Here is a 22,312-nt window from a genome sequence, read left to right as displayed (position 1 = left end):
CCCCCTCTGGGAGGGGGCTCCCGCGAAGCGGGTGGGGGAGAGAGCCTTGGTTTGAATGTCTCTCCCTCAGTCAGCTTCACTGACAGCACTCCTTCTCTGGCACTTCGTGCCACCTCCCCCGCGTCGGGGGAGTCTGTCTCACAGAGGGAGCCAAAGAGGTTATCTATGCTATTAGTCCGCAATATCCGTCTGCCGCTCAGCTGTCCTGACCCGGACGCAGAGGCGGCGGCCCAGGCTTTGCACATCCTGCGCGTGCCCGCCCACAAAGCGGCCCGCTGCGGGGTGGCAAAATTATCGGTAGATGCCCGGCACGGCAAGCCCGTGCTGGTCTATACCATGGCGATCACGCTCAAAGACGAGGGTGAGGAATCGGCATACGCCGGGGCCTCGCCCTGCGTCTGTTTCACACAGCCCGCCAGGTTTTCTTTCTCGGTAGGCGATACAGCGTTAAAAACGCGCCCGGTGGTCGTGGGCCTTGGCCCGGCGGGCCTCTTTGCCGCGCTGCTGCTGGCCCGCAGCGGCTTCCGTCCGCTGGTGCTGGAACGCGGCCCAGAACTGGACGAGCGCGTGAAAGCCGTCGAGCATTTTGAAAAGACCGGTGAACTGAACTTGAACGCCAACATCCAGTTTGGCGAGGGCGGCGCAGGTACTTTCTCCGACGGCAAGCTGACCACCCGCGTGGGCGACCCGCTTTGCGCCTTTGTGACGGATGCCTTTTTGCAGCACGGCGCCCCGGCGGACATTGCCTGGCGGCAAAAGCCCCATGTGGGTACTGATCTTTTGCGCGGCATCATCCGCAGCATCCGGCAGGAAATTATCGCGCTGGGCGGTGAGGTGCGGTTCAACACTGCCCTGACCGGTCTGAAGATCGAAAACGGTGCCCTGGCGGGCGTTGAGACCACGGCGGGCGATTTTGCCTGCGAGCAGCTGATCCTGGCGGTCGGCCACAGCGCCCGGGACACCTTTGCCATGCTGCACAGGCAGGGCATGCCGCTGGAGTGCAAGCCTTTCTCGGTGGGCTTCCGGGCCGAACACCTGCAAACCGAAATTGACAAGAGCCTCTACCACGCCGCCGCCGGGCACCCGGCGTTGCCGGTGGGTGAGTACCAACTCAGCCAGCATGTCAGCGGCGGGCGGTGCGTGTACACCTTCTGCATGTGCCCCGGCGGTTCGGTTTGTGCCGCCGCCAGCGAGGAAAACGCTGTGGTCACCAACGGCATGAGCCTGCATGCCCGCAACGGAAAAAACGCCAACGCGGCGGTGGTGGTCAGCGTGGACGGCCGCGACTTTGATAATGACCCAACCAAGGCGGTAGCCTTTCAGCGCCAGCTGGAACAGGCCGCCTACCGTGCGGGCGGCGGGGGATACCTGGCCCCGGCCGAGACCGTGGGCAGCTTTTTGGCCGGGCGCGGCCAGCTGGAACTGGGCGCTGTGCAGCCTACCTACCCCCGCGGCGTAACGCCTGCTGACCTGGGCGCACTACTGCCCGATGAACTGAGCAGTGCCCTGCGGGCGGGCCTGACCTCCTTTGGCCGCAAGCTGGCCGCCTACCGTGCCCCGGACGCCGTATTGACGGGCCTGGAGACCCGCACCAGCAGTCCGGTGCGTCTGGTACGCAATAAGGAAACGCTGGTGTGCGAAGCCCTGCCCGGGCTTTACCCCTGCGGCGAGGGCGCCGGTTACGCCGGCGGCATCATGACCGCCGCCGTAGACGGTGTGCGTTGTGCCGCTGAGTTGATGAAACGATACAAACCGTGTGAGTAAGGACATAAAATGCCTGATAACAACAAAAACAACTACGATTACGACCTCGGCGATATGATCGACTCAGCCGTGCAGTTTGGCACGCAGGTCGGTTCTTCGGTGCTGGGCAGCATTGCCGATGCACTGGAGCAGGCTGGAGACGCCATGAACCGTGCCAACGCCCAGCCGGACAGCTTCTCCGCCTGGAAACGCCGCCTGGAGCGCAAATGGAAAAACGGCGGCCAATCGGTGGGCGTGGTGCTTACGGCTGTGGGCTGGACCTTCACCGGCTGCTTCGGCATCGCAGCGCTGGTGCTGGGCATCCTGACCGCTGTCGGCGCGGGTACGCTGGGACTGACACCCGACGAATTTGTGGCGCTGCCGATTCTGACCGCTGTATTTTACCCGGTCACGCTGGGTTTTCTGTTCATGGCCATTGTGGGTATGAAAAAGCTCAGCTACTTTGGCCGCCTGCGCAAACTGCTGCGAGCCGCCAACGATTGGACCTGCGACCTGCCATCCCTGGCCCGCAAGGCCCAAATTAAGCAGGAAAAAGCCTACGACACGGTGGCCAAAGCTGTGGCCAACGGCGACCTGCCCAACGCCGCCATCAGCGACGACTACAGCACGCTGTATCTGGACGATTCCCTCTGCCCGGCCGGTACCCCGGCCCCGCAGGCCGCGCCCGTGCAAACCCTGACGGATGCCGAACAATTCAACCGCGACGGCGTGGATTTTTTGAACTATCTAAAAATCTGCCGTGGCAAGCTGGGTATCCAGACGGACGAAGAACTGACCCGGATGCAGAAGACCTGCGCGTCGATTTTGGGCTTCGTGCATAATCACCCCGAGCAGCTGCCCCGGGTACGCCGCTTCCGCGAGTATTACCTGCCCACCACCCGCAAGCTGCTGGACACGGCGCAAGGGTTAGGGGAGAGCGACACCGCCAACGCCGCCGAGATCCGGCGGGACATCACCGCCATCCTGCATACGCTGAATGGGGCCTACACCAAACTGTACGACACCCTTTTGCAAGATGTGAGCATGGACGTTTCCACCGAGATCGACACCCTGGAAGCCATGCTGCGCCAGGATGGCCTGACCCATGATTTTGACGCGGACTTTAAGGTAAAGTAAAAGATAAAAGGAGAACCCGTTTATGAACTATCCTGCCTGGCAGATCAAAACCGCAGACCCCGCCGCCGAGCAGGCATTGGCCGGGGCCGGGTGCGGTGCGCTGCTGCGCCGGGTACTGGCCGCCCGCGGCTGTACCGATCCGGCCGAAGTGCAGGCCCTGCTGGGAGCCGGGGCCGAGCTTTCGGACCCGTTCCTGCTGCGGGATATGGACAAAGCCGTGGCCCGCATCGAGCAGGCCGTGGAAAACGAGGAGACCATCGTTATTTATGGCGACTATGACGTGGACGGTATCTCTGCCACCGCCATTTTGTATGAATGTTTAAGCAGTATGGGCGCCCACGTGCGCTGCAAGCTGCCCACCCGCGGCACCGGCTACGGTCTGACCCGCCCGGCGCTGGAAAGCCTGGCCGAAAAGGGCTTTAAGCTGGTGGTGACCGTGGATAACGGCATTTCGGCCATCGAGGAAGCCGCCTGTGCCAAGGAGCTGGGACTGGACCTTATCGTGACCGACCACCACTTGCCCGGCGAGACCCTGCCCGATGCCGTCGCCGTCGTTGACCCCAAGCGGGCGGATGACGAAAGCCCCTTTAAGGATCTGTGCGGCGCGGGTGTGGCCTTTAAGCTTTGTGCCGCGCTGGAAGGCTGCGAGCCTGCGGACTTGCTGGAAATGTACGGTGAGCTGGTGGCCCTGGGTACCGTGGCCGACGTGATGCCGCTGGTGGGGGAGAACCGCACCCTCGTGCGGGAGGGCCTTGCCCTTTTGCAGGACACGATGCGCCCCGGCCTGCAGGCGTTGATGGAAAACGCCGGGGTCGCGGGCAAGCCCGTCACCGCGGACACCGTCAGCTACAGCCTGGCCCCGCGGCTGAACGCAGCGGGCCGCATGGATAATGCGGCGGTCGCGTTAAAGTTGCTGCTTTGCACCGATGAAGCCCAGGCCGCCGGCATTGCCGCCCGCCTGGCGGAGATCAACACCGAGCGCCAGCAGACGGAACAGGAAGTGTTCGCTGCCGCCCAAAAGACGCTGGAAGCCGACCCTGCCCGCCAGCGGGACCGCGTATTGGTGGTCTCCGGCGAGGACTGGCACCCCGGCGTTATCGGCATTGTGGCCGCGCGGCTGATGGAAAAGTACAACCGCCCCGCCATCGTCATCTCGCTGCAAAATGGAGAGGGACGCGGCAGCGGCCGTGCGCCCGACCCGTTCGACCTGCACGGTGCGCTGGCTGGCTGCGCCCAATACCTGACCCGCTTTGGCGGGCATGCGGCGGCCGCCGGTGTGGAAATTGAGGAAGAAAAGCTGCCTGCTTTCCGCCAGGCCATCAACGCCTGGGCGGCCGAGCATGCGCCGCGCCCCGGTGCGCCGGAACTGAAACTGGACGCCGCGGTGCAGCTCTCGGAGCTGACGCTACCCAACGTGCAGGAACTCTCCCGTCTGGCGCCCTTTGGCCGGGAAAACCCCATGCCGGTGCTGCTGGTCTGCGACGCTATGATCGATGGTATCTGGCCTATGGGTGCCGAGGGACGCCACACCCGGGTGCGGCTGCGCCAGGGCAACGATACCCTGTTTGCCTCAATCTTCGGCGTAGCACCGTCGACTTTTGCCTACCCGGTGGGCACAGCGGTGGAAGCCGCGCTGGAAGTTTCGATCTTTACCGGGCGCAGCGGGCCGATGGTCTCGGCCCATCTGCGGGCCATCCGCCCCGCGGGGCTGGGCAATCTGCCCAGCGAGCAGGCTGCCTGGTTCGAGGCGTTTCGCACCGGCGGCACACTGGAACCCGCCCGCGCCGCCGCGCTGCTGCCCGACCGTGCCGACACCGTGATGCTGTACAAGCGCATCCGGGGCGGGCAGGTCGCCTCGGGCGATCTGCAGCCTGTGTTTGCCGCCCAAGGGCCGGAGAACACCGGCAAGACCCTGACCAGCCTGGCCGCCCTGCACGAACTGGGGCTGATCCAGGAGCAGAACGGCCATTGGCTGCCCGTGCCGGTAACCACCAAGCAGGACCTGGCCAGCGCGCCGATCCTGCAAAAGCTGGCAGCAGTTGTTAAGTGACATCCTGTAGGGGCGGGTGCTTGTCACCCGCCCGCGGGTCGATGCAAGCATCGACTCCTACACTCTCGCGTGAAAGAGGAATAAATTGCAAAAGGGGAATCTCATATGGAAAACACCCAAACCGGTGATGTAAAAATGCCCATCACCTATGAGGACTTAAAGCAGTCGCTGGTAGACAGCGGCCGCCCCTATGATTTCGATATGATCGACCGTGCCTACGCATTGGCCGAGAAAGCCCACGGCGGTCAGCGCCGCCGCAGCGGCGAGCCGTATATCTGCCATCCGTTGTCGGTGGCGTCCATTCTGGTGGAACTGGGTATGGACAGCGAGAGCATCGCCGCCGCCCTGATGCACGATGTGGCCGAGGATACCCCCGTCACGGTGGCCGAAATCAAGCAAAAATTCGGCCCCGATGTGGCTCTGCTGGTGGACGGCGTCACCAAACTGACCCAGATCAAATTCTCCAATGTCGAGGACCGCCAGGCCGAGAACCTGCGCAAGATGCTGCTGGCCATGAGTCAGGATGTCCGCGTGATGATCATTAAACTGTGCGACCGGCTGCACAATATGCGCACCGGCGACGCCTGGCCGGAGCAGAAGCGCCGCGATAAGGCGCTGGAAACGATGGAGGTCTACGCCCCCATTGCCCACCGCCTGGGCATCAGCAATATCAAGGAGGAGCTGGAGGACCGCAGCCTGCACTACCTGGACCCCGTGGGCTACGAAACCATCCGCGACCTGCTGAACAAGCACGGCGATGAGTTTCTGCACACGGTCTGCCACACCATTGCCAAGCATCTGGCGGAAAACGGTATCCAGAAAGCCACCATCCGCCACCGCGTCAAGAGCATCTACGGCATCTACCGCAAGATGTACATGCAGAATAAGGATTTCGAGGAGATCTACGATATTTACGCCGTGCGCATCATCCTCGAGAATGTGTCCGAGTGTTATAACGCGCTGGGCCTCATCCACGACATGTACCACCCGCTGCCTAACCGCTTTAAAGATTACATCTCTACGCCAAAACCAAACGGCTACCAGAGCCTGCATACCACCGTCATCGGCCGCGAGGCCATCCCCTTTGAGGTGCAGATCCGCACCTGGGATATGGACCGCATGGCCGAGTACGGCATCGCCGCCCACTGGAAGTACAAGGCAGGAATCACCAACGGCAGCAGTGATAAGCTGGACGAGCGCCTGGCATGGGTGCGCCAGCTGTTAGAAAGCCAGCGCTCCAGCGCCGATGCCACCGACCTGCTCAGCGACATTAAGAGCGACCTGCTGCCGGAGGAAGTGTTTGCTTTTACCCCGCGGGGCGACGTCATCAACCTGCCCGCCGGTGCCACTGCGATCGACTTTGCCTACGCCATTCATTCCGCCGTTGGCAACCGCATGGTCGGCGCCAAGGTCAACAACCGCATCGTGCCCATCGATCATAAGGTGCAGACCGGCGAGATCATCGAAATCATCACCGGCCCTGAAAACCGCGGCCCCAGCCGCGACTGGCTGAACATTGTAAAGACCAGCGAAGCCAAGAACAAGATCCGCAACTGGTTCAAGAAAGAACGCAGGGAAGAGAATATCCAGGAGGGACGCGAGGCACTGGAACGCGAGCTGCGCCGCAACCTCATGTCGATGACCGATGAGCAGCACGAGACCTTTATGGAGGCGCTGGCCCGCCGCAACCACTGCAACTCGGTGGATGAGATGTATGCGGCCATCGGCTACGGCGGTTTGCAGATCAGCCGTATGCTGCCCAAACTGAAAGAGGAGTACACCAAGCTCAAGGCCACCGAGGTCAAGCCTGTGACCGTGGATATCAAGCGGATGCACTCCACCGACGGCGTCGTCGTCGAGGGCATCGACAACTGCCCCATCAAGTTTGCCAAGTGCTGCTCTCCGCTGCCCGGCGATGAGATCATCGGTTTCGTCACCCGCGGCTTCGGCGTGTCCATCCACAAAAAGGATTGCGCCAACGTGCGGGAGAGCATGCGCCAGGGCGAGAACGCCGACCGCTGGGTGAACGCCTACTGGGCCGACGATGCCAAGGAAAACTACAAAGCTACGCTGGATCTGCTGTGCATGGACCGTGCGAACCTGTTGTCTGACGTGGCGCTGGCGCTGGGTGATATGCGGGTGCCCATCTACTCGCTGACCGCCCGCTCGGCCGAGCAGGGCCGCGCCCGCATGAGCGTGACCGTGGGCATCACCAACACCGAACACCTGAACAGCGTGGTCGCCCGCCTGAAAAAGGTCAAGGATGTTGTCAGCGTGAACCGCAACTGATATAAGGAGTTATTATTTATGCGAGCAGTCATTCAGCGCGTGACCCGTGCCAGCGTGGCCGTCAACGGCGGAGAGCCCCGGCCCATCGGCCCCGGGCTTGTCATCCTGCTGGGCGTGCGCGATACCGACGACATCGCCATCGTGCCCAAACTGGCCGAGAAATGCGCGCATCTGCGCATTTTTGAGGACGAGGATGGCAAGCTGAACCGCAGCGCAGTGGAGCTGGGCTACTCGGCTTTGGTCGTGTCCAACTTTACGCTTTACGGCGATACCTCCCGCGGCAAACGCCCCAGTTTTAGCCATGCCGCCAAGGGCGATCTGGCTGTGCCGTGCTACGAGAAATTCCTCGACGAAATGTCCCATCAGGGCCTCAAAGACGTGCAGCACGGGGAGTTTGGCGCGGACATGAAGATCGATCTTGTCAACGATGGCCCCGTGACCATCGTCATTGATACCGACGAGTGGAAGAAATAAGGAGCTGTTTATGAAAATTCAGCACATCCACGGCTTGCCGCCGCTGTATACCAATACCTTTCTCATCACCACCGACGCAGGGCATGGCATCCTCATCGATGCTGCCGCTGCGCCGGAGGCCTACCTGGATGCCTTGAAAGCCGAGAACGCCACCCTGACCCATATCCTGCTGACCCATGGCCACTACGACCATGTGGGGGCCGTGGCAGCGTTGAAACAGGCCACCGGCTGCACCGTCTATATGGACCCGGTGGACGCCGCCGGCACCCAGCTGCTGCCGTTGAAATCCGGGCAGGTGGACAAGAACTGGCCCGCCAATAACGAGTTGAACATTGACGGTTTAACATTTAAAATCTATCACACCCCCGGCCATACCCAGGGCAGTGTGGTGCTGAACTGTGGCAACCTGCTTTTCAGTGGTGATACGCTGTTTGCCGGCTCCTGCGGGCGTACCGATATGCCCGGCGGCAGCATGCGCCAGATGCAGGAAAGCCTGTCCTTGCTGGCCAACCTGCCTTTGGGCGACGACACCCAGGTCCTGCCGGGGCACGAGAGCTTCTCCACCCTCGGGCAGGAGCGCCGCACCAACCCCTACATGGACGGCGGCTGGGCCTACTAAGCCATCCCAAGCAAAAGAGAACTGACTGAACAGGAGGTGGATCTATGCAGATCATTTTACGCGGCCCCGCCGCCGGTTACGAAGCCGAGCATACGGCCCGTATCTTTTTCCCGGGCGCCGAAAAGGCGGAAAACTTGCCGGAAACCGAGGATTTCGTCCTGGCGGAAAGCCACGAAATGACCGACCTGATCCTTGTATGCAAGGACGGCCGCCTCTATTGGCGCACCGATCTGCGCAGCCCCGAAGCTGACCCCGAATATGCCCTGTGCAAGCTGGAATTCGGCCTGCTGAAAGACCTTACCGGTATCGACCCGCCCTGGGGCATGATGACCGGCGTGCGCCCGGTGCGCATCATCCACGACCTGCGAGCGGCGGGGGAGAGCGAGAAGGCTATCGCTGAAAAGTTCCTCGACCACTTCGCCTGCACGCCGGAAAAATTCAAGCTGGCGCTGGGCATTGCGGACTTGCAGCGCCCTGTGCTGGACGCCGCCGACCCCATGGATTGCAGCATCTATGCGGGCATCCCGTTCTGCCCCACCCGGTGCAGCTATTGCAGCTTTGTTTCCCGCACGGTGGGGGACAAAGCTACCCGCGCGCTGGTGCAGCCCTACGTGGACAAGCTGTGCAGGGAGTTGACCGCTATCCGCGAGACCACCGACCGCTGCGGCCTGCGCATCCGTACTTTCTATATCGGCGGCGGCACGCCTACGGCGCTTTCAGCGGCTCAGCTGGAACAGCTGATGAGCCATATTGCCCGCACCTTTGATTTGGCTGCTCTTGATGAATACACGGTGGAGGCAGGCCGTCCCGATTGCACCGATGCCGAAAAACTGCGTATCATCAAGCAGTATGGCGCAACCCGCATCTCCATCAACCCGCAGACTTTCTCCGATGAAGTTCTGCGCAATATCGGCCGCCGCCACACCGCGCAGGACATCATCGACTGTTTCGCTGCCGCCCGCGCCGCTGGCCACACCAACATCAACATGGACCTCATCGCGGGCCTGCCCGGCGATACGGTGGAGGGTTTCACCGCCAGCCTGCGCCAGGCCATCGCCCTGGACCCGGAGAACATCACCGTGCATACCCTGACGCTCAAGCGCGCCAGCAACCTGGTGGTGGAACACCGCGCCGCCGCATACGATGATGTATCCGCCATGTTGGAAAGCTGCCGCGAACTGGCCGACGTCGGCTACCGCCCATACTACATGTACCGCCAGAAAGGTACGCTGCAAAACCTGGAGAATATCGGCTGGGCCAAGCCCGGCTGCGAGTGCCTGTACAACATTTATATCATGGAAGAAATCCACACGATCCTGTCCGCCGGTGCGGGCGGCTCCACCAAGCTGGTCATCCCCGGCCAGCGCCGCGGCAAGATCGAGCGCATCTTCAACTTCAAGTATCCTACCGAATATATTGACCGCTTTGAGGAGATTCTCGCCCGTAAGCAGGGCGTGGAGGACTTTTATGCGCGCTACACAACAACGTAAACGTTTCGTCAGCCGGGAGCTGGTCGCCCTGGCCGCCAACCAGCCCCAGGCCTTTGCCGATTACAGCGAGGGTCAGTACCGTGCCCAGATCGAGTCCATCGCCGACGAGGTGCTGTCCAGCGGGCGGCATATCGTGATGCTGACCGGTCCGTCTGCCGCCGGTAAGACAACCTCAGCCCACAAGATTGCCGATGCCATCGCTGCCCGCGGCTGCCGCAGCGCGGTGGTCAGCCTGGACGATTTCTATGCCGGCGCTGGCCGCTACCCCAAGCACCCAGACGGTACCGACGACTACGAGAGCCTGGGCTCGCTGGACCTGCCGGTGCTGCAGGAGTGCCTTGCCAAGCTGCACACCGAGGGCGTCTGCAAAGCGCCCATCTTTGACTTTAAAATTCAGCAGCCCAACGGCACCCGGACCATCGATTGCCGGGACGGCGTGGTCATCATCGAGGGACTGCATGCCCTGAATCCTGCCCTGACTGAGCGCCTACCCGCCGACGCCGCCCTGTGCCTGTACGCGGGTCTGCGGGAGGAGTATGCCGCCCCCGACAGCACCCGCTGCCTGGCCACCCGGGACATCCGCCTGGCCCGCCGTTTGGTGCGGGACTGCCTGTTCCGCGGCCACGGCGCCGCCTTTACGCTGGGCTTGTGGGGCAAAGTCTGCGCGGGCGAGGACCAGTACATCAAGCCCTTCAAGCCCCGCGCTGACCTGCTGCTGGATACCACCCACACCTATGAGGTCTGCCTGTGGCACGCCCTGCTGGACACCATGCCCCCGGACGAGGACCTGACCGTCACCCAGCGCCGCCAGCTTGATACGCTGCGGGCACGGTTTGCGGCTTTCCCGCCGCTGGATACCGCCCTGGTCCCGGCGGACAGCATGCTGCGGGAGTTTATTGGCGCATAATTCACGGAAAATATACATTTGCGCGTTGCAAACCGCGTAGGAATCGGCTATAATAAGGCTACAAAGCGCGATGGAGCAGAAACGCGCAGGGTTATAGAAAGAGGTGTTTTCTATGTTTGAACTCGATATTGATATGCTGAAAGAGCAGGGCATCCAGCTCTTCGACACTGCCAAAAAGACCGCCCAGGACATTGCTGATAAGGGCAAAAACCAGCTCGAGCTGCTGAACCAGCAGGCACGCCTGTCCAAGGCACAGCGCCAGTTGGGTGCCCTGGTCTACAGCCTGCATAAGGCTGGCGAAGAAAACCAGCCCCTGGTTGATAAATACATCGACGCCGTGGCTGAGGTGGAAAAGTCCATCGAGGAGCTGAAAGCCAACATGACTCCCGAGGAGTGCGCCGCCTGCGAGGCTGAGGAAGAAGAGCAGATCATCGAGGATGAGCCTGCCACCGGGGAAGAAGCTGCCGAGGAAGAAATCGAGGAAGAGCCCATTAAGCTGCGCGGCGAGACCAAGATCTGCCCCGTCTGCAAGGCCGAGGTGGACGGCGACGCCCTCTTCTGCAACCATTGCGGCGCCCAGCTGTAAAGTTTACAGCTTCCGAAAAAATAACGGAATAACGCAACGATTTTGATGCCTGCGGGCGGCGCTGTCAACACGGCTCCGCCCGCAAGGCTTGACAAATCCTGATTTGGGAGTAAAATGTTACGAGCTGCGCGGCAGCATAACAAACCATGCCTATGAACGCCTACCCGCAAAAAGAGCATTATACCGCCGACGACCTGCTGGCCATCCTGGCGATCCTGCGCGACCCGGAAAACGGCTGCCCCTGGGATAAGGTGCAGACCCACACATCCATCCGCATGAATTTCCTGGAGGAAGCCTACGAGGCCGTGGACGCCATCGACCTGGACGACCCCGAACTGTTGTGCGAGGAACTGGGCGATGTGCTGATGCAGGTGGGTTTCCATACCCAGATCGAGCAGGAGGCAGGCCGCTTTACCTGGCAGCAGGTCTGTGACGGCGTCTGCCGTAAGCTGATTGACCGCCACCCGCATATTTTTGGCGGTGACACCAGTATAAAAGACTGGGATGCGCTCAAGAATAAGGAAAAGGGCCGTGTGACCCTGCAGGACGACCTGGACAGCGTGCCTAAAGCCCTGCCCGCCCTGATGCGCGCCGCCAAGCTGCAAAAGAGGGCTGCCCGCGGCGGGGTGACCGTCACCACCGACCCGGCAGAACTGGAGACCCTGGCCCGCCGGGTAGAAGCAGGGGACAACGCCGAAGCCGCACTGGGTGAGCTGCTGTTTAAAACCGCCGCCCTGGCCCGTCTGGCTGGCCTGGACCCCGAGCAGGCGCTGCAAAAGGCCAACGCCGCCTTTACCGCAGCCACGCACCAACTGTAAGACAAGAAGCATAGCAGGACCGGGCACGCCCCGCGTTCGCAGCTGCTTTTTGCTGATAAATTTTTGGAGGTACAAACCATGACGAAAGTTGAACTGATCGCCGCTGTTGCGGAAAAAGCAAATCTGACCAAGAAGGATGCCGAGGCTGCTGTCAACGGCGCTCTCGATGTCATCACCGAGTCCCTGAAGGGCGGCGACAAGGTCACCCTGGTTGGCTTTGGCACTTTCGAGGTCCGCGAGCGCCCCGAGCGCAAGGGCCGCAACCCCCAGACTGGTGCCGAGATCACCATCGAGGCTTCCAAGCTGCCCGCATTCAAGGCTGGCAAGGCCCTGAAGGACGCTGTTCAGTAAGTTATCCCAAAGTTCTGCACCCCGTCGCTTCGGCACGGGGTGCATTTTTAGTCAATAAGAAGGAGAAGAACCCCATGCGTTTGGACAAATACTTAAAGGTCAGCCGCCTGATCAAGCGGCGTACCCTGGCCAACGAGGTCGCCGATGCCGGCCGCGTGATGGTCAACGATAAGCCTGCCAAGGCCAGCTATGCCGTCAAAGTCGGTGATGTCATCGAGATCACCTTCGGCAACCGCCCTGTCAAAGTGCGGGTGCTGGCCGTCGAGGAGCCGAAAGGCAAGGATGTCGCCCGCGAATTGTTTGAGGTCATCGAGTAATATTTCCGCCCCGTCCCGCATATCTTATAGGGAATTCGCACTTTAGGAAATTGCCACGCGGGAGGGAAACATGCCCATGCAGGAGACCAGGCAGGAAAGCAAGACCGTACCGCTGCACCAGCCCGCCGCCCCGGCAGGCCCGGCGCAAACTGCAAATACACCCCGCAGCCATAGCCTGGCGCTGAAAGACCGCAGCCGTTTAGCGCTTACCGGCGTTACCCGCATCATCAGCTGTGATGAAAACGCTGCCGTGCTGGAAACGCCGCTGGGCAACCTGACGGTGGGCGGGCAAGGCCTGCAGGTCAGCGAACTTTCGGTGGCCAGCGGCCAGGTACAGCTTTCCGGCAAGATCGAGTATCTGCAGTATGCCGAGAACCGCCAATCCGGCGGCAGCCTACTGGCTAGGCTTTTCCGCTGATGGCCGCCGCGCCCGCCGCTGCGGCTGTCTGGGCGGATGTGCTGTGGTGCTTAGGGCTGGGCTGTCTGCTCTGGGCTGTGCGGGATGGTGCGGAGCTGCTGGTGGGCCGCGGCCCGGTGCGCTGCTTTGTGCTGGACTTGCTGGCCTTTACAGCGGCTGCAGTGCTGCTGGTGGGCTTCTCGGCGGGCGTCAGCGCGGCCGGGCTGGCCCGCTGGTACATGGCGGCGGGGCTGGCTGCCGGGGCACTGGCCTGGCAGAAAGCCATCGTGCCGCCGCTGCATGTCTTGACCGAATGGATCGTCCGATTGCTGCTGGCCCCGGCTCGCTGGGGGCGGCGGTACATTGCCGTACCGCTGCGCAAAGCCGCCTGCGCCCGCCTGGCAGCACTGAAAAAGCGCTGCTGTCCCCGCCGACCGCGGAAAAAAGCGGGAAAATCAAAAAAATCTGGAAAAAACCAGTTGCAAAAGAAGTCGAAGATATTATATAATTAGCTATGCGTAAGCTGTAATGTGGATTTGTACGGAAAGGAGGCGGTCTTTAAGATGAAAAAGCGAAAAGGACTGCTTCCCGGCTGGCTGGTGCCCCTTGCTTTTGTGGCGCTTTGCGGCTACCTGTTTTTCCTGCTGATCCAGTACCAGGTGTCTATTGCCTCCAAACAGCAGGAGCTGCAAAGCCTGCAGGACCAGCTTACAGCCCAGGAAACCACCAATGCCGAGTTGTCCAGCACGCTGGACCAGGGCGACAGCGCCATTATTGAGCGCTACGCCCGCGAGCAGGGCTATGTGCGCCCGAACGAGCGCGTGTTTGTGGACATCAGCGGCAAATAATTTTGTTTTAGCGGGGGCGCTTTGCGGCAACCCCTCTGAATATTCAGTCTAAAGAAAAAAGGGGTATCATAGTTTGGCATTACAAGTTGGGGATATTGTCGAGGGGAAGGTCACCGGCATCAAGCCTTTCGGCGCATTTGTTTCTCTGCCCGAGGGCAAGACGGGTCTTGTTCATATTTCTGAGGTTTCGTATGAGTTCGTGCAGGATCTTTCTGCCGTGCTGAGCGATGGGCAGACTGTGCAGGTCAAGGTGCTTTCCATTGCACCGGACGGCAAGATCGCGCTTTCCATCAAGCGCACGCAGCCCGCACCGGAGCGCGGCCATCGCCCCCAGGGCGGCGGCAATGGCGGCCCGCGCCCGAACCAGCCGCGCCAGAAGCGCGAGGAGAAGCCCCGCGTCTGGCAGCCCAAGCCCCAGGCACCCCAGGGCGAGATGAGCTTTGAGGATATGATGGCCCGCTATAAATCCCGCAGCGAGGAAAAGATCGCCGACCTCAAGCGCGTGACCGAAAACCATCGCGGGGGCTATTCCCGCCGCCGCGGCTGATTTTGGCCCACAATTAGTTTGAATAAAATGGGCTCTGCTCCGGCAGCAACAGCGCCGGGGTCAGGGCCTTTTTGTGAATTTTACCTGTCTCATAATAACGAAAGGATCTTTATGCCTACACTGTATACCATGGTGGCGCCGTGCTTTTTCGGCACCGAATCCACGCTGAACTTTGAGGTCAAGCGCCTGGGTGCCCAGAACATCCAGGTCACCGACGGCCGCGTGGCGTTCCAAGGCGGGGCCGACATCATCGCCGCCGCTAACCTGAACCTGCGCACCGCCGAGCGTGTGCTGCTGCTGCTGGCTACCTACAAGGCCACCACCTTTGATGAACTGTTCGACGGCTGCTACAACATCGCCTGGGAAGAACTGCTGCCTGCCGACGCGGCCTTCCCGGTCAAGGGCTCCAGCCTGTCCAGCCAGCTTTCCAGCGTGCCCGCCTGCCAGAGCATCGTAAAAAAGGCCATTGTCAAGCGCCTGATGGCCGGCCACAAGACCAGCACCCTGCCGGAAATCGGCGCACTGTACAAGGTACGCTTTGCCCTGCGCAAGGATACCGTGGAGATCTACCTCGATACCTCCGGCGACGGCCTGCACAAGCGCGGCTACCGCAAAAACGCCACGCTGGCCCCCATCAAGGAGACGCTGGCCGCTGCCATTGCCGACCTGGGCCGCGTGCGCCGCGACAGTCTGGTGCAGGACCCGTTCTGCGGCTCCGGCACGCTGGTCATCGAGTCTGCCCAGAAAGCGCTGAACCTGGCCCCCGGCCTGCGCCGCCGCTTTGCCGCCGAGCATTTCGACTTTGTGCCCGCGTCTATTTGGGCCGAGCAGCGCCAGAAAGCTCTGTCCGAGGTGCGCACCGATGCCGCCTTTGAGGGCATCGGCTACGACATCGACCCCGCCGCTGTGGCCCTGGCTAACGCTAACGCCAAGCTGGCCGGCGTGGGGGAGCGCTGCCGCTTTGAGGTGGCCGACGTCAAGGACTTTACCGCCGCCGACGCCGCCACCGTGCTGACCAACCCGCCCTATGGCGAGCGCCTGGGCGACGCGGGCGAAGCCGCCGCCCTGGCCAAAACGCTGGGCCAGGTCTGGCAGCGCCACCCGGCGCAGGGGTTGTATGCCATCACCGCCGATGCTGACTTTGAGCAGCATTTTGGCAAAAAGGCCGCCCGCCGCCGCAAAATATACAACGGTATGATCCCGTGCCAGCTGTATATGTACTTTGAGCAGCCCAAGCGCGAGAAGAGGTAAGCCTATGCAGGACCTGAAACTTGCGATTCTCATTGACGCGGACAACATCTCGCCGAAATATGTAAAGGTGATTTTGGACGAAGCAGCGTCCTTTGGCGTGGCTGCCTGCAAGCGCATCTATGGCGACTGGTCGGACGTGCGGCTGAAAAGCTGGAAAGATGCTTTGCTGAACAACTCCATCATCCCCATCCAGCAGTACAGCTACACCACCGGCAAAAACGCCACCGACTCGGCCATGATCATCGATGCTATGGACCTTTTGTACAGCGGCAACCTGGATGGGTTCTGCATCGTGTCCTCGGACAGTGACTTCACCCGCCTGGCCGCCCGTCTGCGGGAGGCCGGCAAGCTGGTCATCGGCATGGGCGAGAGCAAGGCTCTCGGTCCCTTTGTCAAAGCCTGCGACCAGTTCAAGTATCTGGACCTGATTCTGGACCATGGCGAGGCCGACAGCGCCCCGGCGGTGCCTGCCGCTGAAGCCGGTGCCCGCGCCGCCGCAGGGGACGATACCGCCATCAATCGCGAATCCATCGGCCGCATCATCGACGGCATGATCGATGAGATGGACGACGGCACCGGTTGGGTGCGCACCTCCCGCGTGGGCGACCAGCTCATCAAGCGTTATCCGGACTTTGATGTGCGCAACTTCGGCTCCAAGAGCCTGAACAAGTTCCTGGCATCCCTGCCGGAACTGGAAGTGGAAGAGCGCATTTTGGCCAATGGCAATCCGATCCAGTTCGTCCACATGCGCCCGGCCCCCGCGCCGAAAAAAGCGGCACGGAAAACGACCACCAAACGGCGGACGACAAGGAAAAGTAAATAAAGGCAATACCGCATAATTCTAAGTGCCGATACGGCGAGCGAGGTGCGGCAGCTGCTAAGCCAAAAGCGCAGATAATACTTTGTGTATTATCGAGCATTTTGGCAACGCAGTTGCCGTGCCGCAGCCGCCGGAGCGGTGCTTAAGCCGTCAGGCGGGAATTGTGCGGTGTTGCCTAAAAACAAAACGGCTGGCACCTATTCAGATGGGTGCCAGCTGTTAATCTTTGTGTTGGCCCCTCTCCAAGAGGGAGGCTTTAGGCCGCGGCTGTTTTATAAATTGTGCATCCCGTATCCTCGTACCACACCGGGAACCGCTCCGCATACCAATCTTCATCAGTGTCAAACCGGGCCAGGGCAGAGCCGTCAAATACCACGTAATCCACGCCCCAGGTCTGCAAAGTATCCTCATCCGGGGTCTCATACAAAGCCTGCATGGCCGCATACTCAGCCCCGTAGTCCATGCCGTGGAAATACACCCAGCTGGACGAACCACAGACAATGCGCCGCCCGGCCAGGGCGAACACCGGAGTCAGGTGGCTGTCACTGGTCAAAAACAGTGCGTCGCTTTCGGCGTTTTCGCTGATATAGTCGGCTAACGCAATGTCAGAGGCGTCCCACTGCTGGTAGTCGCTCACCAGCTCCCGTCCCACGGTCAGCACGCTGCCGAACATGCCCACAAAACAGCAAACCGCGATCACCGCCGCCCGCAGGGCAGGGGTGCGCAGCCGTTTGGCCCAATCCGCCAGCAATTGCGCTGCCAGCATACAGCCAAGGGCGTGGGTAATAAACAGCAGCTTGTTATTATCGTAGTTGTTGGGCTGGAACACCACAAACTCCGCCAGCAGCCAAAGCGCCGCACCGCCGCCAAACAGCCAGCGCTGGCGGGTGCCGGCATGGCGCACAGCCGGCAGGATGAGCAGAAACACCAGCCCGATATTTTTTACGTAAAACCACAGCCACGGGTCTTTCAGCGTGCCGTCGCCGTTGCCGTTGACCCAGTTGAAGTGCAGCCGCAGCATGTTGGTGCCGTCCAGACTTTGGGCCAGCACCGTGCCGGACATCTCGGCCAGCCAGCACACGCCGCACACCGCCGCCAGTCCCAGCCAGGGCAGCAAATTTTTGGCCGTGCGGGGGCGGTGGGTCAGCGTGTACAGTCCGCCCGCCAAACAGAGGAACACCAGCGCCAGCGCACTGTGGGTCTGCAAAAGAGGCAGAGGCAATACCAGCACCGCCAGCGGCAGCCAAAGATGTGACTCACCCTCAAACGCGAATCGCCATAGCAGGTACAGCGCCGCAAACAGCACGCACCATCCAAACAGCGTGGCCCGCTGGGGGATCAGCAGGTCCACGATGGGGTTGACCCACACGATATTTTTCGTCGTATAGTTGGTGGGCGTAGTGTAAAACCCGGTAAAGATACCTTTAAACGTCGCGGCATCTTTTAAAAAGTAGGCAAAACCGAACCCGCTGCCCATGAAAAGCAGATAAAACGCCAGACACGCCTTGCCCGCGCTGCCCAGCATCCGCCGCGCCAACTGCCAGAACATGCCGTATACGCTGACAAAGGCAGGCACCATCGGCAGCAGATACGCCGCCCGCCGCCCGGCCCCCAGCAGACGGAACACGCTGGACACGGTCTCGCACAAAAACGGGTAGCCGAACCGGTGCGCCCCGGCCAGCAGGGGATACCGGGGTGGGAACTGGCCGCTCTGGGCAATGTACTCGATGAACCCCAGGTGCATCGGCATGTCGCCGTAGCAGCTCTGACCGGTGTGCAGCGTGCCGGTTACCTTGTGCAGCACATGGGTGTGCAGCAGGTACAGCGTCACGGCCAGCACCGGCAGCAGGCAGAGCCACATCGCGCCGCGGTCGGGGTCCCTAGCAAAACGGATATGTCCGCGCCCGGCAAAAATCAATACCGCGCAAAGCAGGGCGGCCCCGGCAGCCGCAAGCCAGACGGCCCGCAGCGTGAAGCCGCACACCAGCGCGAACCCGGCGGGCAGCGCCGCCAGCAGCGAAACACCAAACCCGCACCCCAGCGGGACCGCCACGGCAGGGGAGCCGTCCGGCACGGCCCACCGTGCCAACAGCAGCCCGGCGGCCAAAAACAGCGCCAGATACGCGATACCGATAAGCATCACACGCCCTCCAGGTCAAAGGGCGGGGTGTATTCTTCCCGAGCACTGCTTTTCTCCTGCATGTAGCCGTCGGTCAGGCCCAGGCGCACCGCCTCGTCGATGACCTTGCGGTACTCGTAGGTCGTGATGCGCCGCCCCAAATTATGTTCGGCCGCCTTATAAAACGGCGTGAACTGGCTCATCAGGCTGGGAATGAAAGGCACGCCCTCCTCGTCCCGGATGCGGGCCAGCAGCGCCAGCACGGCAAAGCTGTCGTCAGTGTGGCCGGGCAGGGCCAGGTGCCGCACGATGACGCCCTTTTGCAGGTAGCCGTCGTCATCGTACACTGGCGCACCGGTCTGGCGCAGCATCTGCCGCAGGGCGGCTTCGGCCACGGCGGGATAATCCCGTGCGGCGGAAAGCTCGGCCGCCAGGTCCGGGTTGGCATATTTTACATCGGCCAGCCAAATATCTACGTAGTCAGCCAGTGCCTTGACGGTCTCCAACGTCTCATACCCGCCGGTATTGTAGACGACCGGCAGGGCAAAACCTGCCGCCCGTGCGGCATCCAGCGCGGGCAGCACCCAGGGCAGGTATTGGGTGGCGGTGACAAGGTTTAAGTTTTTCGCGCCGCCCTTTTGCAGCTCAAGAAAGATTTCCGTTAGCCGCTCCACGGTAATTTCTTTGCCCACATCGCCCTGGCTGATGGGATAGTTCTGGCAGTAGCAGCACCGCAGCGCGCAGTTGGAAAAAAACACCGTACCGCTGCCGGTGGCGGCGTTGGGGTCGCCGCTCAGGCACGGCTCCTCCCAGTGGTGCAGGGCGGCGCGGGCCACCCGCAAAGTGCCGTCGGCCCCACAGAAACCCCGCTGCCCGTGGGCGCGGTCCGCCCGGCAGGCACGGGGGCAAAGGGTACAAGGATTCGGCAGCTGCATGGTTCCAACCTCTTTCACAACTTTTTTCCATTTGATTTTACCACAAACGCCCGAAATGTGGTATACTATTATATTACAATAACCTGAAAAGGAGAGTACATTTATGTCTACCCCTCATAACCGCGCCGAAAAAGGCGATTTTGCCAAGACCGTCCTGATGCCCGGTGATCCGCTGCGGGCGAAGTTCATCGCCGAAACCTTTTTGGAGAACCCGCGCCTCGTCACCGACGTGCGCGGTATGTACGGCTTTACCGGCACTTACCAGGGCCGCCCCATCAGCGTGATGGGCAGCGGCATGGGCATGCCGTCCATCGGCATCTATTCCTACGAGCTGTTCAGCCAGTATGGCGTCGAGAACATCATCCGCATCGGCTCTGCCGGTTCTTACACCGACAAGGCCAAGCTGTTTGACGTGGTGCTGGCCACCGGTGCTTACTCGGAGAGCAACTACGCTGTGACCCAGAGCGGCGACACCGACGACATCCAGCAGCCCAGCTGCGAGCTGAACAACGCCCTGCGTGCCAGCGCCGCCGCCCAGAACATTCCTCTGATCGAGGGCAACATCCATTCCTCGGACGTGTTCTACCGCCAGCCCAGCGATGCCAAGCCGACTTATTGGGAAAAGCTGCGGGACGAGAAGGGCTGCCTGGCCGTCGAGATGGAGAGCTTCGCCCTTTTCCACAATGCCAAGGTGCTGGGCAAGCGCGCCGCCTGCCTGTTGACCATCTCGGACAGCTTCGTTTCTCCCGAGATCACAACCGCCGAACAGCGCCAGACCAGCTTTACCGAAATGATGAAGGTGGCCCTGGGCGTGGATGCTTATTTGGAGAAGTAATATGGAAAAAGCAGAGATCCAAAGCCTGATCCGCGACGCCTTTGAAGCCCAGAAGTTTGCCTACGTGCCCTACTCCCGCTTCCATGTGGGCGCGGCGCTGCTGGGCAAAAACGGCACGGTCTACAAAGGCTGCAATATCGAGAATGCCGGTTACACCCCCACCAACTGTGCCGAGCGCACCGCCCTGTTCAAGGCGGTCAGCGAGGGTGAGCGGGAGTTTACCGCGATTGCCATCGTGGGCAGCAAGGTGGGGGAGAAGAACACCCTTGTCACCGGCCCCTGCGGGGTTTGCCGCCAGGCATTGTTCGAGTTCGGCGGCCCGAGCCTGACCGTTATCATGGCCAAGAGCGAGGACGATTACATCGTGACGACCTTGGGTGAACTGCTGCCCTACGGCTTCGGCCCGGCGAACCTCGATTAAACCTATGTTAAGGAGTTTCCCGAATCCCATGAAAAAATTCATTGCGCTGGTCCTGACCCTGGCGCTGGCGGTAAGCCTGTGCGCCTGCAGCAGCAAGGCCAGCAGCCAGACGGTGACCTTCACGGTGCCGATGGACGACAGTACCTATACCTTTACGGCCCCGGTTGACGAAAACGGCGAGTCTGCCACCTTGCCCGGCGGGGCAACCATCGCCCTGGCGGCCGAGCAGGCCAGCCTGGACGACGGCGCCGACACCCTGCTGTGGAAGGGCATCCAGACTTTTGCCGGCACCTACGGCTACACGGCTGAGAACCACACTGCCGCCGATACCTCGGTGGAGGCGGCCGAAGCCGCCCTGCGTGAAGCCGCCGAGAGCGGCGCGGCGCTGGTCGTCTGCCGCGGCGAGACCATGGCCCAGGCGCTGTTCAACATCCAGAACAACTACCCCGGCGTACACTACCTGCTGTTTGACGGCGAGCCCCACAACAGCAGCTACACCAACTATACCACCGAGTCCAACGTCCACTGTGTCCTCTTCCAGGAGGAGCAGGCCGGTTTCCTGGCGGGTTACGCCGCCGTGACGGACGGCTACACCCAGCTGGGCTTTATCGGTGCCGAGGAGATCCCCGGCGTGGTGCGCTACGTCACCGGCTTTTTGCAGGGGGCCGAGTATGCGGCCGAGCAGCAGGGCCTTACGGTGGATCTGCGCACCTGGTTTGCCGGTACCTACAGCGCCAGCGATGACACCACCAACCGCATGCTGGATTGGTGCAACAACGGCACCACGCTGCTCTTCGTCAACGGCGGCAACCTGATCGCCAGTGCTATCGACGCCGCCAAGGAGACCACCAGCGGCAACGAGGTCCGCGTGATGGCCAGCGACTATGACCAGAACGATTCCTCGGATCTGATCCTGGGCAGTGCCATCAAGTGCTATAACTCCGCCGTGCAGCAGGAACTGTATGCCTTCTTCTCCGGCAATGCCGCCTGGGACCAGACTGTGGCAGGCCAGAGCGAAAAGGTGGGCTACACCACCGGCGCCGTGGCCTTGGCAGGCCCCCACTGGCGTTTTGCCGAGCTGAGCCAGCACGACTATGAGCGCCTGTACACCCAGCTGCGCAACAGCGACCTGAAGGTGGACGCCTACGCCGACATGAACACCCTGCCCGACACCCCCAACGTGATGGTGGAGGAGCAAAACTGATGAAACAACGCAAAAATTGCATTTTGTAATGAAATTGTGATTATTATTGCGTTGAAATGCCCGCCAAAATGCGGTATACTGAAACTACTGCGGCAGGGAAGGCCCCTGCCCTGAAAAAACCATTTTTGGTTCCATGACAAAGGAGAGCTTACAC

Annotated in this window: 23 protein-coding genes; 21 read left to right on the top strand and 2 right to left on the bottom strand. The window is 61.4% G+C overall.

Annotated elements, in window-relative coordinates; translation table 11 throughout:
* Positions 1-165: 165 nt before the first annotated feature.
* The 18 genes from OGM81_14420 (at position 166) to OGM81_14335 (ending at position 16,647) form a co-directional block, all read left to right on the top strand.
* On the top strand, positions 166-1,764 hold the full coding sequence (locus OGM81_14420) for an FAD-dependent oxidoreductase (protein ID UYJ43493.1): 1,599 nt from the start codon (positions 166-168) through the stop codon (positions 1,762-1,764).
* Between the two features lie 9 nt (positions 1,765-1,773).
* On the top strand, positions 1,774-2,880 hold the full coding sequence (locus tag OGM81_14415; protein UYJ43492.1) for a 5-bromo-4-chloroindolyl phosphate hydrolysis family protein: 1,107 nt from the start codon (positions 1,774-1,776) through the stop codon (positions 2,878-2,880).
* Positions 2,881-2,902: 22 nt separating this feature from the next.
* On the top strand, positions 2,903-4,930 hold the full coding sequence (gene recJ / locus OGM81_14410; GenBank protein ID UYJ43491.1) for a single-stranded-DNA-specific exonuclease RecJ: 2,028 nt from the start codon (positions 2,903-2,905) through the stop codon (positions 4,928-4,930).
* Positions 4,931-5,035: 105 nt separating this feature from the next.
* Positions 5,036-7,219 (top strand): bifunctional (p)ppGpp synthetase/guanosine-3',5'-bis(diphosphate) 3'-pyrophosphohydrolase, encoded by a 2,184-nt coding sequence (locus OGM81_14405; GenBank protein UYJ43490.1) that lies wholly within the window; start codon positions 5,036-5,038, stop codon positions 7,217-7,219.
* Between the two features lie 18 nt (positions 7,220-7,237).
* Positions 7,238-7,693 carry a D-aminoacyl-tRNA deacylase gene (gene dtd / locus OGM81_14400; protein UYJ43489.1) on the top strand — a complete coding sequence of 152 codons (456 nt, stop codon included), beginning with the start codon at positions 7,238-7,240 and terminating at the stop codon, positions 7,691-7,693.
* A gap of 10 nt (positions 7,694-7,703) precedes the next feature.
* Positions 7,704-8,312 carry an MBL fold metallo-hydrolase gene (locus OGM81_14395; protein ID UYJ43488.1) on the top strand — a complete coding sequence of 203 codons (609 nt, stop codon included), beginning with the start codon at positions 7,704-7,706 and terminating at the stop codon, positions 8,310-8,312.
* A gap of 44 nt (positions 8,313-8,356) precedes the next feature.
* Positions 8,357-9,802, top strand: a complete 1,446-nt coding sequence (hemZ, locus tag OGM81_14390) for a coproporphyrinogen dehydrogenase HemZ (protein UYJ43487.1) — start codon at positions 8,357-8,359, stop codon at positions 9,800-9,802.
* Positions 9,780-10,709, top strand: a complete 930-nt coding sequence (locus OGM81_14385) for a nucleoside kinase (GenBank protein ID UYJ43486.1) — start codon at positions 9,780-9,782, stop codon at positions 10,707-10,709. The genes hemZ and OGM81_14385 overlap by 23 nt, the downstream gene beginning before the upstream one ends.
* Positions 10,710-10,821: 112 nt before the next feature.
* The gene (locus OGM81_14380) at positions 10,822-11,295 is read left to right on the top strand and encodes a zinc ribbon domain-containing protein (GenBank protein UYJ43485.1); all 474 of its coding nucleotides are present in this window, start codon (positions 10,822-10,824) and stop codon (positions 11,293-11,295) included.
* A 146-nt stretch (positions 11,296-11,441) separates the two neighbouring features.
* Positions 11,442-12,113 (top strand): MazG family protein, encoded by a 672-nt coding sequence (locus tag OGM81_14375; protein ID UYJ43484.1) that lies wholly within the window; start codon positions 11,442-11,444, stop codon positions 12,111-12,113.
* A gap of 78 nt (positions 12,114-12,191) precedes the next feature.
* On the top strand, positions 12,192-12,464 hold the full coding sequence (locus OGM81_14370) for an HU family DNA-binding protein (GenBank protein UYJ43483.1): 273 nt from the start codon (positions 12,192-12,194) through the stop codon (positions 12,462-12,464).
* A gap of 74 nt (positions 12,465-12,538) precedes the next feature.
* Positions 12,539-12,781, top strand: a complete 243-nt coding sequence (locus OGM81_14365; protein UYJ43482.1) for an RNA-binding S4 domain-containing protein — start codon at positions 12,539-12,541, stop codon at positions 12,779-12,781.
* A gap of 70 nt (positions 12,782-12,851) precedes the next feature.
* Positions 12,852-13,199: a sporulation protein YabP gene (locus OGM81_14360; GenBank protein UYJ43481.1), complete on the top strand. Its 348-nt coding sequence runs from the start codon at positions 12,852-12,854 to the stop codon at positions 13,197-13,199.
* Complete coding sequence (locus OGM81_14355; protein ID UYJ43480.1) at positions 13,199-13,690, top strand: hypothetical protein; 492 nt, start codon at positions 13,199-13,201, stop codon at positions 13,688-13,690. The genes OGM81_14360 and OGM81_14355 overlap by 1 nt, the downstream gene beginning before the upstream one ends.
* Positions 13,691-13,741: 51 nt before the next feature.
* Positions 13,742-14,026 carry a septum formation initiator family protein gene (locus OGM81_14350; protein UYJ43479.1) on the top strand — a complete coding sequence of 95 codons (285 nt, stop codon included), beginning with the start codon at positions 13,742-13,744 and terminating at the stop codon, positions 14,024-14,026.
* Between the two features lie 73 nt (positions 14,027-14,099).
* A complete protein-coding gene (locus OGM81_14345; GenBank protein ID UYJ43478.1) occupies positions 14,100-14,573 on the top strand; it encodes a S1 RNA-binding domain-containing protein in 474 nt (157 codons plus the stop codon).
* 111 nt (positions 14,574-14,684) lie between these two features.
* Positions 14,685-15,824: a class I SAM-dependent RNA methyltransferase gene (locus tag OGM81_14340; protein UYJ43477.1), complete on the top strand. Its 1,140-nt coding sequence runs from the start codon at positions 14,685-14,687 to the stop codon at positions 15,822-15,824.
* A gap of 4 nt (positions 15,825-15,828) precedes the next feature.
* On the top strand, positions 15,829-16,647 hold the full coding sequence (locus OGM81_14335) for an NYN domain-containing protein (GenBank protein UYJ43476.1): 819 nt from the start codon (positions 15,829-15,831) through the stop codon (positions 16,645-16,647).
* 253 nt (positions 16,648-16,900) lie between these two features.
* Here OGM81_14335 and OGM81_14330 read toward each other — a convergent pair whose 3' ends face one another.
* Both OGM81_14330 and OGM81_14325 read right to left on the bottom strand, forming a co-directional pair.
* Positions 16,901-18,784, bottom strand: coding sequence for a hypothetical protein (locus OGM81_14330; protein UYJ43475.1), 1,884 nt, complete (start codon positions 18,782-18,784; stop codon positions 16,901-16,903).
* Positions 18,784-19,698, bottom strand: coding sequence for a radical SAM protein (locus OGM81_14325; GenBank protein UYJ43474.1), 915 nt, complete (start codon positions 19,696-19,698; stop codon positions 18,784-18,786). The genes OGM81_14330 and OGM81_14325 overlap by 1 nt, the downstream gene beginning before the upstream one ends.
* A gap of 103 nt (positions 19,699-19,801) precedes the next feature.
* On the opposite strand from OGM81_14325, the gene deoD reads away from it, so the two are divergent.
* Genes deoD through OGM81_14310 form a run of 3 tightly spaced genes read left to right on the top strand, consistent with a single transcriptional unit; the run spans position 19,802 to position 22,158 of the window.
* The gene (deoD, locus tag OGM81_14320; GenBank protein UYJ43473.1) at positions 19,802-20,533 is read left to right on the top strand and encodes a purine-nucleoside phosphorylase; all 732 of its coding nucleotides are present in this window, start codon (positions 19,802-19,804) and stop codon (positions 20,531-20,533) included.
* Position 20,534: 1 nt separating this feature from the next.
* On the top strand, positions 20,535-20,954 hold the full coding sequence (locus OGM81_14315; protein UYJ43472.1) for a cytidine deaminase: 420 nt from the start codon (positions 20,535-20,537) through the stop codon (positions 20,952-20,954).
* A gap of 28 nt (positions 20,955-20,982) precedes the next feature.
* The gene (locus OGM81_14310; GenBank protein ID UYJ43471.1) at positions 20,983-22,158 is read left to right on the top strand and encodes a BMP family ABC transporter substrate-binding protein; all 1,176 of its coding nucleotides are present in this window, start codon (positions 20,983-20,985) and stop codon (positions 22,156-22,158) included.
* Positions 22,159-22,312: the final 154 nt, after the last annotated feature.

Source organism: Oscillospiraceae bacterium, from assembly GCA_025758045.1.
GTDB lineage: Bacteria > Bacillota > Clostridia > Oscillospirales > Ruminococcaceae > Gemmiger.
This window is presented reverse-complemented; position numbering and strand designations above follow the sequence as displayed.